General features: G+C 68.2%; 15 protein-coding genes. 6 read left to right on the top strand and 9 right to left on the bottom strand.

Annotated elements, in window-relative coordinates; translation table 11 throughout:
• Nucleotides 1-205: 205 nt before the first annotated feature.
• Nucleotides 206-1,693, bottom strand: a complete 1,488-nt coding sequence (locus tag HQK15_RS14675; protein ID WP_173492215.1) for a S8 family serine peptidase — start codon at nt 1,691-1,693, stop codon at nt 206-208.
• 283 nt (nt 1,694-1,976) lie between these two features.
• Between HQK15_RS14675 and HQK15_RS14670 the strand changes: the two genes are divergently transcribed.
• Nucleotides 1,977-3,593: a glycoside hydrolase family 16 protein gene (locus tag HQK15_RS14670; RefSeq protein ID WP_173492214.1), complete on the top strand. Its 1,617-nt coding sequence runs from the start codon at nt 1,977-1,979 to the stop codon at nt 3,591-3,593.
• Between the two features lie 136 nt (nt 3,594-3,729).
• Here the strand turns inward: HQK15_RS14670 and HQK15_RS14665 are convergent, their stop codons facing one another.
• Complete coding sequence (locus HQK15_RS14665) at nt 3,730-4,482, bottom strand: ABC transporter permease (RefSeq protein WP_173492213.1); 753 nt, start codon at nt 4,480-4,482, stop codon at nt 3,730-3,732.
• Nucleotides 4,483-4,615: 133 nt separating this feature from the next.
• Between HQK15_RS14665 and efeU the strand changes: the two genes are divergently transcribed.
• Nucleotides 4,616-5,434: an iron uptake transporter permease EfeU gene (gene efeU / locus HQK15_RS14660; RefSeq protein ID WP_173492212.1), complete on the top strand. Its 819-nt coding sequence runs from the start codon at nt 4,616-4,618 to the stop codon at nt 5,432-5,434.
• On the opposite strand, the gene HQK15_RS18660 is transcribed toward efeU, so the two are convergent.
• The 7 genes from HQK15_RS18660 to HQK15_RS14630 all read right to left on the bottom strand — a co-directional run bounded on the left by HQK15_RS18660 (nt 5,367) and on the right by HQK15_RS14630 (nt 10,598).
• Nucleotides 5,367-5,939: an undecaprenyl-diphosphate phosphatase gene (locus tag HQK15_RS18660; protein WP_254451003.1), complete on the bottom strand. Its 573-nt coding sequence runs from the start codon at nt 5,937-5,939 to the stop codon at nt 5,367-5,369. The two genes, efeU and HQK15_RS18660, sit on opposite strands and share 68 nt — an antisense overlap.
• Nucleotides 5,881-6,315 carry an undecaprenyl-diphosphate phosphatase gene (locus tag HQK15_RS18655; RefSeq protein ID WP_367649200.1) on the bottom strand — a complete coding sequence of 145 codons (435 nt, stop codon included), beginning with the start codon at nt 6,313-6,315 and terminating at the stop codon, nt 5,881-5,883. The genes HQK15_RS18660 and HQK15_RS18655 overlap by 59 nt, the downstream gene beginning before the upstream one ends.
• Nucleotides 6,312-6,962, bottom strand: a complete 651-nt coding sequence (locus tag HQK15_RS14650) for a VTT domain-containing protein (RefSeq protein WP_173492211.1) — start codon at nt 6,960-6,962, stop codon at nt 6,312-6,314. Before HQK15_RS14650 ends, HQK15_RS18655 begins: the two co-directional genes overlap by 4 nt.
• Entirely contained in the window at nt 6,959-7,657 is a 699-nt protein-coding gene (locus HQK15_RS14645) for a phosphatase PAP2 family protein (RefSeq protein ID WP_173492210.1), read from the bottom strand. Before HQK15_RS14645 ends, HQK15_RS14650 begins: the two co-directional genes overlap by 4 nt.
• Nucleotides 7,658-7,725: 68 nt before the next feature.
• Nucleotides 7,726-8,550 carry a COG4705 family protein gene (locus HQK15_RS14640; protein WP_173492209.1) on the bottom strand — a complete coding sequence of 275 codons (825 nt, stop codon included), beginning with the start codon at nt 8,548-8,550 and terminating at the stop codon, nt 7,726-7,728.
• 75 nt (nt 8,551-8,625) lie between these two features.
• Nucleotides 8,626-9,903, bottom strand: a complete 1,278-nt coding sequence (locus HQK15_RS18910; protein WP_173492208.1) for a sensor histidine kinase — start codon at nt 9,901-9,903, stop codon at nt 8,626-8,628.
• A gap of 32 nt (nt 9,904-9,935) precedes the next feature.
• The gene (locus HQK15_RS14630) at nt 9,936-10,598 is read right to left on the bottom strand and encodes a response regulator transcription factor (RefSeq protein ID WP_173492207.1); all 663 of its coding nucleotides are present in this window, start codon (nt 10,596-10,598) and stop codon (nt 9,936-9,938) included.
• A 92-nt stretch (nt 10,599-10,690) separates the two neighbouring features.
• On the opposite strand from HQK15_RS14630, the gene HQK15_RS14625 reads away from it, so the two are divergent.
• The 4 genes from HQK15_RS14625 to HQK15_RS14610 are packed head-to-tail and all read left to right on the top strand — an operon-like array spanning nt 10,691 to nt 14,412.
• Complete coding sequence (locus tag HQK15_RS14625; protein WP_173492206.1) at nt 10,691-12,253, top strand: glycosyltransferase family protein; 1,563 nt, start codon at nt 10,691-10,693, stop codon at nt 12,251-12,253.
• On the top strand, nt 12,250-12,999 hold the full coding sequence (locus tag HQK15_RS14620) for a polyprenol monophosphomannose synthase (protein WP_173492205.1): 750 nt from the start codon (nt 12,250-12,252) through the stop codon (nt 12,997-12,999). Before HQK15_RS14625 ends, HQK15_RS14620 begins: the two co-directional genes overlap by 4 nt.
• Nucleotides 12,986-13,459 (top strand): GtrA family protein, encoded by a 474-nt coding sequence (locus HQK15_RS14615; RefSeq protein WP_173492204.1) that lies wholly within the window; start codon nt 12,986-12,988, stop codon nt 13,457-13,459. The genes HQK15_RS14620 and HQK15_RS14615 overlap by 14 nt, the downstream gene beginning before the upstream one ends.
• Before the next feature lie 29 nt (nt 13,460-13,488).
• Nucleotides 13,489-14,412: an alkaline phosphatase family protein gene (locus HQK15_RS14610; protein WP_173492203.1), complete on the top strand. Its 924-nt coding sequence runs from the start codon at nt 13,489-13,491 to the stop codon at nt 14,410-14,412.
• Nucleotides 14,413-14,489: the final 77 nt, after the last annotated feature.

Below are 14,489 nucleotides of genomic sequence, written 5' to 3'. Positions count from 1 at the left end.
ACGTCTTCAAGCAATGGCGCGGACTCGCGACCCGCTACGACAAACTCGCCCTGACCTACCGAGGCGGAGCTGTCCTCCGCGCCATCACCATCTGGCTACGCCAATAAGGAGACGTGCCCTAGGTCGCCGCGCAGCCCACGAGCACGACCCCGGGTCGATGACCCGGGGCCGTTCTCGTCGTGCTGTGTGGCGGTGTGGTGTCTGGCTACTTCACCGCGTCAAGAGCGTCGACCATGCCCTCACCGGCGTAGCTGTTGTTGCGCGCCGTCCCCGTGCACGGTGCGCCACCGGGACCGATCGGCTGCTGCGCCGCGCAGGGCCGGTCGTCGGCCTGCGCCTTGAGCTGTGCCAGCAGCTTGGCCGGGCCCCAGCCGGGGTGCTCCGACTTCATCAGCGCCGCGACGCCGGCCACGTGCGGCGAGGCCATGGACGTGCCGCTCTTGAGGCCGTAGCCGTTGCCGGCCACGATCGTCGACAGGATCGCCGAGCCCGGGGCGGCGACGTCGATGACGTTCAGCCCCCGGTTCGAGAAGTACGACAGCTGCGTCTCGTTGCTGGTGCCGATGCGCGCGTACGACGACACAGTCGCGACACCGTCGAGCTCGGTCGGGATGTCCTTGCACCCGGAGTTGATGGTGCGCTCGATCGGTGTGCTGTCGTTCGGGCTGGTGTCGTTGGTCGTGTTGTTGCTCAGGTCGGTGCCCGAGTTGCCCGCTGCGGCCACGTGGAAGGTGCCCTTCTTGGTCGACCAGGACACCGCACGCCTGACGGCCTCCATCGCGGCTGCCTGGTCCGGCTGGTCACCGCACCAGTACTCGAACGGGTCGATGTAGTAGCTGTTGTTGGTGACGTCCATGCCGTGCAGGCCGGCCCACATGAAGCCGCAGATCGCGTACTCGGGGTAGATGAAGCCGTCGTCGTTGACGACCTTGACCGAGGCCATGCGCACGTTGGGGGCGACCCCGGTGATGCCGATGCCGTTGCGGTCGGCGCCGATCGTGCCCGCCACGTGCGTGCCGTGGTCGCTGGTGGTCGGGAACCATCCCGTGGGCGACCGGTCGACGGTGCCGGCGTCGGTGCAGTTGACCGACCTCTTGACGTCGATGTTGGCCGCCAGGTCGGGGTGGTCGGGGTCGATGCCACTGTCGAGGACGCCGACCAGCACCTTGCGGGAGCCGTCGGTCTTCTCGTGGGCGTGATCGGCCTTGATGTGGGCCATGTCCCACTGCTCGCCCTCGCGCGGGTCGGGCTGGACGAACTCCTCGGCGGTGTTGGCGAACTCCTCCTTCACGACGCCCTGTGCCTTGCGTCGCGCGGTCGGCGCGTCGGTCCGCTCGCTGACCGCGACGGTCCGGGTGGCGCCCACCGAGGCCACAGTCTTGCGGCCGAGGCGGTAGACGTCTGAGCGGAAGTCTGCGTGGGTCGAGTGGACCACGATCACACCGATCTGCGGCCACTGCTGCACGACCGTGCCGCCCGCCCGCTTGACGACCGCGCGTGCATCGGCGGTGCCCTTCGCGGTGGGCTTCTTCGCGTTGACCACGTAGCTGCTGACCTGGCCCTCGGGCGTCGAGATCGGCACGGGCGTGGACGTGGGTTCTTTCGCCGCGTTGGCGCTGGTGAGCGTGCTCGCGATGACGCCGAGGGTCAGTGTGGCGACCCCGATGGTGAGCCCGCGTCGGGCTCTGGACATACCTGTGTTCACGTGTTGTCCCCCCTAGGAACTGTCGGCGGCCGCGGATGAGCGGCGCTGACACCGACTCAGCCACCCCACCACACCCTCGCCGTGTCGTCCAGAGCGTGGCGGGTCGCTTTCGGGTCGCTGGACCCTGTCTGCGGTGGACGTGCTGCGCGCACACTCGCCGTGAAGGCTGGCAGAGAATGCCTCACGTCTCTGCTGCGGCTCCATGGGAGGCAGGCACACCGTGAACATCAGACCTGTGCGCACCGTCGCGACATTGGTCGCCGGCGCTCTCATGACTACTGCCACGGCCGCCGTGGTCGCGGTTCATGCCGACGCGGTGATCTACGTGAAGAACCCCGATTTCACCCGCAGCTCAGCCTTCTGGACCGCGTCCGCGCACGCGACAAAGGCCCGTGTGAAGGTGACGATCGACGGCAAGAAGGCACACGCAGGGCAGGTCAAGACCAGGACGACGCGCAAGCCGCGCACGGTGCGGCTGACCTCCAGCCTCTCGCCGACGCAGATACCCGTCGCCGGCACGCACGTCCACGCCGCAGCGCGGGTCTGGACGTCGGCTCCGGGCACGATCGTCTCCTACCGTGCCTACGCGCTGCAGCACGGCAAGGTCGTCTCGTCCGCCCGCTCGCGCACCACCGCCCCGCGAGGCTGGTTCTGGGTCGGTGCCGAGCTCCGTACGACGAGGGCCCGCACACGCATCAAGGTCTCTGCCGCGCTCGAGGACGCCAGGACGGGGCAGCTGCTCCGCGTGACCGACGTGAACGTCACCGTCACTCCGCCGGTCGTCCCCACGGTCGGGGCCAGGTGCGAGGACGTCAGCTTCAAGGACCCGGCGCAGGGCGACCTCACATACTCCGACGAGTTCAACGGAGCAGGCCTCGACCCGCGGGAGTGGCGTGTCCGCGACAACACGTTCCTGAACCACGACGCCGCCTTCATCGCCAAGAAGAACGTCTCGGTGCACGACGGCTATCTCGACATCAGGGGCAGGCGTGAACCGAGGGCGAGCTGGCGCTCCAACCCGAACGCCCTGTACGGCGAGGAGAACCGCGTCCGCTCCTACTCGACCGGCTACGTCGACTCGATCAAGAACAAGACGTACGAGTCCGCCGACGCAGCCTCCGACGAGAGATTCAGCCAGAGGTACGGGCACTTCGAGGCCCGCATGTGGGTCCCGTCCGAGGCCACCATGTCCCGCGGCATCTGGCCGGCCTTCTGGCTGCGCGCTGACCACCAGGCCGGCGAGATCGACGCGATGGAGTCCTATGGCGGCCCGACGATCCGGAGCTTCGACCCGTCCAGCTCGTACGAGTGGAACAGCTGGGGTGACACCGCCGAAGGGTCGATGACCGGCATCGAGAAGCAGCAGACCCACGGCCGCGCCGACGTCGGCACCGACAAGATCTGGCAGGGGTGGCACACCTACGCGGTCAACTGGTCACCGCGCTGCCTGCGGTACCTGTACGACGGCAGAACGGTCGGCCTCGTGGACTTCGACGACCCGAGCACCAAGCCCTACTTCAGGGGCCCCACGTTCGCCGACACGTTCCACATCCGGTTCAACCTGCAGATCGGGTCGAAGTACTGGGGCTGGCCCGACCCGGCACGCACCCGCGACCAGTTCAGCTTCAGGATCGACTACGTCCGCGTCTATCAGGGCAAGGAGCTGGACGCGTCGGCGTGGCCCGCGGGGCGACGCCGGGACCGTCGAGAAGGAGCCCAGCACGACAGTCGCGCACACGCAGAAGCCCCCGTTGGGGGAATCCCGGGGGAACCGCCAACGAGGGCTTCGCGTTTGTGCAGGTCAGAGCATGTTTCAGCCCTGGGGTTTAGATGTCGTAGTAGAGCTCGAACAGTCGGGAGGGTTTTGGTCGTGATTGAAGGCCGTTGAGTTCACCGCAAAGGCAGTGAATTCTCTACGTAACGGGGTTGGTCGGTTGCGGTCTCTTTTGGTTCTCCTGCGGAATCTCTGCGGAATCCCGAGCACTGGGCGGCGTCAGTCACTGCAATTTCCAGACAGCACCGGATCACTCAACCAACTCCGGTCGTGTGGTCCCGAGCCAGTCGCTGAGCAGGCGGGCCGTGAGGACGGCTGCGATCGTCTCGGCGGCGAGCAGGCCCGCGAGCACGAGCAGCTGGACCTCGGCGGCCTCTGCAGGGGACGCCCCGCCCAGGAGGAGACCGACGAAGGCGCCCGGGAGGGTCACGAGCCCGGCGCTGCGGGTCTGGTCGATGGCGGGGATGAGGGCGCGGCCGGCCGCGAGCCGTCCCTGCTCGGCGACGGCCTGACGCGGGGTGGCGCCGATCGACAGCCAAGCCTCGACCCGGCCCCAGTCGCGGGCGACGTCGTCGCGCAGCCGTGAGCCCGTCAGGGAGGCGGCGGTCATCGAGCCGCCGATGATCTGGGCGGCGAACGGCACGATCGTCTCGGAGCGCCACTCGAGGGCGCCGCTCGCGAGCACGGGGACAACGGCGCACGTGGCGCCGACGACGATCGCGAGACCGACGAGCGGGGCCAGCCCGACACCGCAGCGGATGCGACGCGCAGAGGTGGCGGTCGCCGCGACCACCATGACGCCGAGGTAGAGCGCGACGCCTTCGGGGTGATTGAAGACCCAGGCGATGACGACCGCCACGACGAGCAGCTGCACCGCGGCACGCGCGACGGCGGCCACGGCATCGAGCCGCACGTGCACTCCCGCGAGGGTCACCGTCATCACCGTGATCGCCAGTAGCACGACGACCGCGAGGGTCGACTGTGCCGGGTCGATGGTGCTCATGCCCGCAGTCTCCCTCAAAGATGTGTCGTTGCGGTGAGGGCGCAAGGTCCCGGGTGCCAGGGATGCTCGGTAGTCAGGTTGTAGTCAGGTTGCGAGCCCCCAAGCAAGGCTCACCTCATCTAAGGTCGGTCGTATGTTCGCCAACCTGCTCATCGGCCTGCGAGAGGGCCTCGAGGCCAGTCTCGTCGTCAGCATCCTGATCGCCTACCTGGTCAAGACCAACCGTCGTTCCGAGCTGAAGTACATCTGGATCGGTGTGGGGTCAGCTCTTGCTCTCGTCGTCGCGATCTTCGCCGCCGTGACGGCAGTGTTCGACCAGCTTCCGTTCCGTGCCCAGGAGATCACTGGGGGCATCCTGTCCGTTCTTGCTGCCGCACTAGTGACCTGGATGATCTTCTGGATGCGCCGCACCGCTCGGACCCTAAGGCGCGAGCTGGAGGGCGAGATGGAGAAGGCGGTCTCGTTGGGGCCCGTCGCTCTGGTCACCATCGCTTTCCTCACGGTTGGACGAGAAGGCCTGGAGACAGCGGCAATCATGTGGTCGACCGTCACCGGCGCGTACACGCCAGGTCCGTTCGTCGGTGCCACCCTCGGCCTGGTCGTCTCCGTCGTGCTGGGCTACCTGATCTACCGAGGCGCACTCAGGATCAACCTGAGCCAGTTCTTCACCGTGACCGGAGCACTGCTCATCGTCGTGGCCGCAGGCGTGCTCGCCTACGGCGTGTTCGACCTGCAGGAGGCGGGGGTCCTGCCCGGCGTGAGATCGCTGGCTTTCGACGTCACGGCGGCGATTCCACCCGACAGCTGGTACGGCACGTTCCTGAAAGGCACCATCAACTTCCAGCCGAACCCGTCGTGGCTGCAGGTCGGGGCATGGTTGGCGTTCATCGTCCCAGTTCTCGCGCTGTACCTTCGCCCGCAGAGGACGTTCCACCCATCGGTCGCGGCCTGACTACTCGGGATCCGCACCCCCGTAACTGTTGCTCGAATCGGGCCCGCGGCCGACTCTGCCCAACGTGGGCGCCGTGACACCGGTTGCCAGAAGTGTGAGCAGCACGCCGCCGACTGCGACGCGGTACGGCACGAACGCACCGATGCTGTGGTGGGGCGACGAACTTGAGCAGCCAGGCCACGGAGGCGTACGCGACGACGAAGCTCACCAGCGTGCCGACGACAGCAGGCCCGACGCCGATGCCGGAGACATCCTTGAGCCCGTAGAGGCCGGCTGCCGTCAGTGACGGGATCCCGAGAAAGAACGCCATGCGGGACGCGGTGACCCGGCCGAGACCGTACAGCAGGCCCGCGGAGATCGTCGCTCCTGCCCGGGAGACGCCGGGCACGAGTGCCACGCACTGCACGAGGCCCATCGTGATGGCGTCGCGCCAGGTCAGCTCCGACTCACCACGCGACTGGGAGGCGGACCTCTCGGCGAACAGCAGCGCGGCGCTCCACGACAAGGGCGGCGCCCACGGCCCAAAGGCTCTTGAGCGGCCCGGTGATCAGCGACTGGGCGGCGACGCTGACAACGCCGACAGGTATCGATCCCACGATGACGAACCACCCCATGCGGTAGTCCGCGTCCGTGCACCGGTCAGGTGTCGTGACGCCGCCGAACCATGCTCTCGCAAGGCGGACGATGTCATTCCAGAAATACACGAGCACCGCCGCGATCGCCCCCATCTCGATGACCGCCGTGTAGGCGCCCACGCTGCGGTCGTCGATCGGAAGACCGAGCACCTTCTCGGCGATCATCAGATGACCGGTGCTGGAGACCGGGAGGAACTCGGTGAACCCCTCAACAACGCCGAGAATGATGGAGTCCACGTAGTTCACCGAGCGGCGCTCTCGGGCTCGGTGGAGAGATCGGTCTCACCCGCGTGACGAGAGCGATTGCGCACGTATGCGATGACGGCCGGGACGACGGAGAACGCCGCCAGCCCGATGGTGATCAGCTCGATGTGGTGGGCAACGAACGGGATGCCACCGAAGAAGTAACCGGCGGCGACGATGCCGATCGACCAGAGCGAGGCGCCGATGAGGTTGTAAATCGTGAAGCGTCGTCGGTCCATGCGGCCGACGCCGGCGGTGGCGGGCACGAACGTGCGGACCACAGGGATGAAGCGGGCGAGGATGACGGCCTTGGGGCCGTGGTGGTCGAAGAACAACTGCGCGCGGTCGGCGTTGGCCTGGGAGAAGACCCGTGAGTCGGGCCGGGAAAACAGCCGGGGACCGAAGTGTCGCCCGATCATGTAGCCGACCTGGTCACCGGCCACCGCGGCGGCGAAGACACCGACCGCGAGTACCCAGATGGGAAGCCCGATGACGTGCGAGGCGACCAGGGCCCCGGCCAGGAACAGCAGGGAGTCGCCCGGCAGGAAGAAGCCGACGAGCAGGCCACTCTCGACGAAGGCGATGGCCATCACGAGCAGCAGCGCCGCCGGGCCGAGCGAGTAGAGCAGTGGGGTGAAGGTCGCGATCATGAGTCCACCGTGGCCCGGTCCACCTGCACGTTGCCTGACTGGTGTGATCGGTCGGCCACCGCGCGTGCGGTGACGCTGACGACGGCCAGGAGGACGGCGGCGATGGTCCACGAGGCCGCGACATCGGTGGTCCAGTGGTAGCCGAGGTAGATGCGGCTCGCACCGATCCCGACCGCGAGCATGGCGGCGGCACCATAGGCGACGAGCCTTAGCGAAGGCCGGCGCAGCAACGGGACCAGCAGGAGGCAGACCAGCCCGAGGAACACCGCGGAGTTCAGGGTGTGGCCGGACGGGAACGAGTACGTGCTGTCGAACGGCCCTAGACGGTCGGACGCGCCAGGCCTGGCACGCCCGAACGCCAGCTTGACGGCCACGGTGAGGCCGGCCGACACGGCCATGGTCGTGGCGGCGATGATCGCATGCCGTGGACCACGTCGCTCGAGCAGGATGATGACCAGTCCGAGGGCGAGCACCGCGAGCACGGCCTCGCTGCCGATGAAGCTCAGCACGTGAGCGACGTGGGTCAGCACGCTGGTGCGGTGATCGACCACGTCGGCGGTGATGGAGGGGTCGCGACCCGCGAGCCCGTCGCCCTCGGAGACGGAGTCGGCGAGAATCGTGAACGCGCCTGCCGCTGCGCCGATAGTGACTACCGAGAGGACGAGACCTTGGGGGTGGGGGCGGACGAGGATCATGGGTGTTCCTTCCAGGACGTCAGGACCCGTCCGCCCCCGGGGGAGGGGCGGACGGGTCGGTTCGGGGGTCAGACGGACTCGAGCTCGCGGTCATCGCGCTTGGCCTTGACCGTGAACCAGGCGACGCAGCCGACGATGATCGCCAAGAAGATGGCGCTCGTCCCGTTCGTGCCGATGCCCAGGCCGCCGTCCTTAGTGGGAGCGGTCAGGAAGTCGCCCATCGAGGCACCGAACGGGCGGGTCACGATGTACGCGGCCCAGAACGCGATGACGGCATTGGCCTTCAGGCCGTAGAAGGCGGCGGTGATGGCCGCGATGACGCCGCCGAAAATCAGGGCGGACGGGAGGTAGCCGACCGCGAGCTTCTCGGCGACCAGGTCGCCGGCCGATGTGCCGAGGGCGAACGTGAACAGGATCGTCAGCCAGTAGAAGGCCTCGCGGCGACGAGTCACGATGGTGTGAATCGAGAGCGTCTTCTCCGAGCGGTACCAGGCGACGAAGGACGCGATCAAGCCCGCGCCGAAGATCGCACTGGTCGTCCAGAGGCTGACGCCGTAGTTGTCGACGAGGTTGTCCGAGAACAGGGTGCCGACGACGCTGATGAGCACGACGGCCAACCAGTAGACGACCGGCACGTACTTCCGCGCCGAGAACTGCACGACGAGCACAGCGGCGAGCAGGACCGCCATGAGGGCGGTCGTCGCGGACAGCCCGAGGCCGACGTTGCTGTTGAGGAAGTCGGCGGCGGTCTCACCGACCGTCGTCGAGAGGATCTTGACCACCCAGAACAGCACAGTGACCTGGGGGACTTTGTTCAGCAGCGTGCGGGTCCACGCGCCGTGGTCGACGTGCGTCGTCGAGCGATCCGGGGTGGTGGTGTGTGAGTGGCTCATGCACACACCATGCGACGGAGAACCTGACAGGAACCTGACTGCCGACACTCAGTGCCCGGGGCCGGGGCTGGAACCTCAGAACCGCGGCAAGGACAGGGCGAATGTGGTCGGGTCGGCCGCCGAGCTCACGTGGACGTCGCCGCCGAGCGTGCGCGCGACGCGTCGGGCGAGTGCGAGCCCGAGGCCGGCGCCGGTGCTGTCGGCGCCGCGGACGCCCGACTGGAACAGGGACTCGGGGTCTGCCGATCCGATGCCGGGTCCGTCGTCGTTGACGAGCAGGTCGATGGTCCGATCGGTGGCGGCCACCGTCACGGTCACCCTGGACCTCGCATGGCGCACGGCGTTCTCGACCACGGGCGACAGGGCCCTCACGGCCAGCTCGAGCGGCGCCGGGACATCGTGGTTACCGGCGTCCACGACCGAGATCTCGACGCCGTCGCGCGCTGAGGCGTGCTCGACGGCAGCGGCGATGATCTCGGCGGTTGTCGTCCGGGCATCCGTGCGGTGCTCGCCGCGTGCGATGGCCAGCAACGAGGAGATCGTGGTGCTCATCCGGTCCACGAGGTCGATGACCCGGGAGAGCCGCTCGTCGACGTCCGGGGTGAGGGTGGCCATGCGGGTCAGCTCGGCCTCGCCGCGGATCGCGGTCAGCGGTGTGCGCAGCTCGTGGGCGAGCTCGGCGGTGAGCTGCTGCTCGTTGCGGAGCGCGCCGGCGACCCGGTCGAGTAGGACGTTGAGGGTGCGACCGAGGTGCGCGAACTCGTCGTCGGTCCCGGTGGCGGCGAACCGTGCGTCGAGATCGTGCTCGGACCAGTCCTCGGCTCGCCTGGCCATCGACTCGACCGGCGCGAGGGTGCGCCGCACGGTCCACGCCGCCACCGCGGCCGACCCGGCGGTCACGACGGCACCGAGACCGACGAGCCCGACGAGCACGGCGTTGCGGGTCGACTCGTACGGCTCGAGCGATGCCTCGACCACGACGACCGCGGTCGTCGTCCCCTCCTCACGGACCGGGACGGCCAGGAAGACCCGTTCGTCCTTCTCGAGCCGTGTGCGCTTCTCGACACGCGACAGAGACTTGACGACGGTCGCCACGCGGGTGCCGGTCTTGGGACCTTCGACGAGGGTGCCGTCCGGGTTGTAGATCCACGTGGTGTCGTCGATGCTGTCGTTCGGGGTCTCCGACGCGGTCACGCTGCCATCGGCCTCCACGACGATCGTGGTCGAGATGGCTGAGGCCTGGTCGGTGAGCCGACGGTCGACGTTGTTCATGTTCAGAGCCTGCAGGATCAGCAGCACGGTGCCGATCATGGCCGCCATCGCGAGCGCGGTCACGACCGTGGTGGTCCACACGATGCGTGACTGGAGGGTGCGTCCGGGAGCCCTCATCGCAGCGTGAACCCGACGCCGCGCACCGTCGCGAGCTCGACCGGTGAGTCGATCAAGGCGAGCTTGACCCGGAGCCGGCGGATGTAGGAGTCGATGGTGTTCTCGTTGACGATGGCCCCGTCGGGCCAGGCGGCCGCGACCGCGGTGCGTCGGCGGACGATTGAGCCCGGCTCGACGGCGATGGCCGCGAGCAGGCGGAACTCCGTCGGCGTCAGCGTGACCTCGCGGTCGCCCACGTGCACCGAGACCCGGTCGGGGTTCAGCACCAGGCCGCTGGTGCTCTCCGGCTGCGGGCGCGCTCGTCGCACGAGCGACTCGATCCGCACCAGGACCTCAGAGATCGCGAACGGCTTGACCACGTAGTCGTCACCGCCCGCATGGAAGCCGGACACCCGGTCGTGCACGGCGTCGAACGCCGTCAGGAACAGCACCGGCGCGTGCTGTCCTGCGGCACGCAGGGCATGGCAGACGTCGCGGCCGTCGGCGTCCGGCAGGCCGATGTCCAGCACCAGCACCTCGACCCCGCTATCGCGACCGAGGTTCTCGACGGCCTCGCGGCCGTTGCGGGCGATGACGACGCGGTGGCCGCCCATCTTCAGCGCATCTGTCAGCACACGTCGGACGTCCGGGTCGTCCTCGCAGATGCCGACAACTGTCATGCCGCCCATCGTGCCGTATCGATCCGCTCCATCAAGGCCTTCTCGTCCATGCAGTCAGGTGCTGTGCAGGTTCGCGAACCGACGCTGGTCCCATGACGACCATTGCCACCCGTCCGACCCTGCCCGGTCGTGGTGTCCGCCCAGGGACCCGGTCCCGGTCTCTCCCGAGCTGGACCGTTCCCGCCGCAGCGGTCGTCGCGGTGCTGGCCCGACTGCCGCTCCTGGGGCACGCCCCAGGACCCGATGAGTCCGGATTCCTCCTGGTCGGCGCGCAATGGAATGGTGCGGGTACGTCCCTGTACGGGAACTACTGGGTCGACCGGCCGCCGCTGCTCGTCACCATCTTCCGGGCAGCCTCCCTGCTCGAAGGGGTGCCCGCCCTGCGGATCATCGGCTGCTTCGCCGTGCTGCTGGTCGTCCTGGGCTGTGCCTGCGCTGCCACGCTGATGCACGGCGAGCAGGTAGGCCGCTGGGCGGCGGTGACGGCAGCAGCGCTCTGCGTGTCCCCGCTGCTCGGTGGCTATGCCGTCAACGGCGAGCTGCTCGCCGCACCGTTTGTGGTCGGTGGCATCATCGCGGTCATCTCGGCCCTGCGTGCCGATGACGAGGGGCAGAGTGTCCGCTGGAGCGTGCTGGCCGGCGCATGCGCTGTGAGCGCGCTGATGGTCAAGCAGAACTTCGCCGACGTCGCGGTGTTCGGCTCCGTCGCGTTCGTGCTGTCGGCCGTCCGGTCCGACATCACCTGGCGACGACTGGTGGCCCTGACCGCAGCGGCGTCGGTCGGCGCCGCGGTGGCTCTGGGTGTCCTGTCCGTCTGGACCGTGGCGCACGGAACGTCGCTACGCGGCGTGTTCGACGCGATGTACCCGTTCCGTGTGGAGGCCGGACAGGTCATCGCCGCCGGTGGGCGGGTCCACTCCACTGCCCGGCTCCACGGGCTCCTGGCGGTTGCGTTCTCGGCGATGGTCATCCCACTGATGTGTCTCGTCCTGGTCGATGTGGTGCGTCGTCGGCGCCGTAGCCCGGTCTGGTGGGCGCTTCTCGCGACCCTGACCTTCGCGACGGCCTCGGTCCTGATCGGCGGCAACTTCTGGCACCACTACCTCGTGGGTCTGGTTGTCCCTGTCTCGCTCGCCGTTGGCGTCACCGCTGCCGACCGAGCCCCGGTCATACGGGCGCTCGTCGGGCTCGCCGTCGCCTCCGCCGTGCTCGCCTGGGTGGGAAGTCTCGCCCTGCCCCAAGGTAGCGAGGGGGAGACGGTCGGGACGGGCATCGCTTCCGTGGCGCAGCCGAAGGACACGATCGTCAACCTCTACGGGCACGCCGACGTCGTGCAGACCTCCGGCCTCAGCTCGCCGTACGAGCACCTGTGGAGCCTCCCGGTCAAGACGCTCGACCCGTCGCTGACCGAGCTCGACGCCGTCCTGGCCGGCCCCGACGCCCCGACGTGGCTCGTGACCGGCCGCAGTATCCGCAGCTGGGGTCTCGACACCGATGCCACCGCAGCCCTCGTCGCCCGCGACTACCGCAAGGTCTCCACGGTCTGCGACCGGACCATTTACCTGCGCAACGGCACCGACCGCGCCGCGCCTCAGCCCATCACCACCTGCCGAGGAGCGTCCTTGGCCAGCAGTACGAAGGAGTCACAGCCATGAACGCTGTCGTCGTCATCCCCACCTACGACGAGGCCGACGGGATCGAGATCATGCTCGACGCCGTGCGCCGCGCTCAGCCATCAGCCGACATCCTCGTCGTCGACGACAACAGCCCCGACGGCACGGCCGCGCTGGTGGCCGGCCACCCCGACTTCGGCTACCGCGTCTCCCTGCTCAGCAGGGATGGGAAGAACGGGCTGGGTGCGGCGTACCGCGCAGGCTTCGCCTGGGCCCTCGAGCGCGGATACGACGTCATCGTGCAGATGGACGCGGACCTCTCGCACCCGCCCGTCAAGATCCCCGAGCTGATCGCTGCCCTCGACAGGTCGGACGTCGCCATCGGATCCCGGTACGTCGAGGGGGGCGGCGTCAGCAACTGGAGCGTGAGCCGTCGCTTCATCTCGTGGGCGGGCAACACCTACGTCCGCACCGTGCTTGGCCTCACGGTCCGCGACGCGACGGCCGGCTTCAGGGCCTTCCGCCGCGAGTCCCTCCTGCGGCTCGGTGTGCTCGACTCGCAGTCGAACGGATACTCCTTCCAGATCGAGAACACCTGGCGCGCCGGTCAGCTCGGCCTGACCACCATCGAGGTGCCGATCACGTTCACCGACCGCACGACGGGAAGGTCCAAGATGTCCGCCGGCATCGTGCGCGAGGCCCTCGCGCTGGCTCTTGTCTGGCGATGGAGGCAGATCCGCTCCCACCTTTACCGCCCGTCAAGGCAGCGCGCCGATGTCACCGCGTGACCTCCTCGCCCGACTGACCAGCCCAGAGGTCATCACCTTCCTGGCCGTCGGGGGAGCGGGATACGTCGTGGACGTCGGCGGCTTCAACCTCCTCCGTTCAGTGCCGTTGTTCGCCGGTCACGATCCCACGCTGGCCAAGATCGTGGCTGTTGCACTCGCGATGGTCGTGACCTACGTGGGCAACCGGGCCCTCACGTGGCGGGACGCCGACACGTCCGACCGGCGTCGTGAGGTGGCTCTGTTCGTCCTGTTCAACACGATCGGCCTGGGCTTCTCCGTCGTCACGTTGTTCGTGTCACACCACCTGCTCGGGCTGACCAGCGGTCTGGCAGACAACATCTCGGCCAACGTCGTCGGCATCGCACTCGGCACGATCTTCCGGTTCTGGTCGTATCGGCGGTTCGTGTTCACGCCCGCCTCGGTCACAGCCCCTGGGACCACGACGCGAGTCAGCGCGTGAACTGCAGGCAGCTGGCGGCATCGGGACTTGTGGCACTCCTGATGGGCGGATGCGCCTTCGACGGGTCCAGGACCATCGACGATCCCACGGTCACTGTGCCTCCGGCAGCGAGCTCGACGCCTCAGCCCACCTCGGCGGCGGCGCCGGTCGACAAGGTCATGGTGATCATTCTGGAGAACCACTCGGCAGGCCAGATCACGTCCGGCGCGCCCCGTCTGACAGCGCTGGCCGCTCGCTACGGGACAGCCCCCAATGCTCTGGCGCCGTGCGGTCACCCGTCCCAACCCAACTACGTGTGCCTCAGCACCGGGGGGAAGTATCTGTCGACGAACGACGTCACAACCCTCAAACAGCCCGACATGTGGAACAACACGCTGAGCACCGGTCGCACGATGAAGGTGTACGCGGACAACTTGCCATCGCGTACCGAAGACCGGCGGCGGAATGTCGGGACGTACGCCCCGCGGCACGTGTTCACCGTCCCGTTCGTGTCCACTCCGGCCAAGCAGGCGAACTTCGCGAAGTTCACGGTCGACGCACAGACGCTGTCCGTCGACGTGGCGCAAGGCGCGCTTCCCCATGTCGGCGCCCTCGTACCCGACAACTGTCACAACGCGCACGACCGTTGCGAGACGGAGGGCTCGACACAGATCAAGCAGGCCGACGACTGGATCGCCGACCAGGTGGCGCTTCTCCAGAGCGGGCCCGACTGGGCCGACGGTCATCTGCTCATCGTCGTCACCGCCGACGAGGACAACTCGCTCGGGGCCAATGACATCCCCATGATCGTCGTGCATCCGGCGTTGTCGCACGTGGTCACCGATGTCGCGTTGAATCTGTACTCGTTGGGAGGACTGCTCGCCGATGTCGGTCACACGGCACGACTCGGCGAGCAGCGGACCGCACCGGACTTCGCGCAAGCGTTGGGGCTGTCCATCCGGCCGGCGACCTGACGATGGTGAGCAGTGCGACCACCGGTGGCCGGCCCGCGCAGGCAGCTTCGTCCTGTGGGAAACTACCCGCGCGAGCG

The organism is Aeromicrobium stalagmiti, assembly GCF_013283745.1.
GTDB lineage: Bacteria > Actinomycetota > Actinomycetes > Propionibacteriales > Nocardioidaceae > Aeromicrobium > Aeromicrobium stalagmiti.
This window is presented reverse-complemented; position numbering and strand designations above follow the sequence as displayed.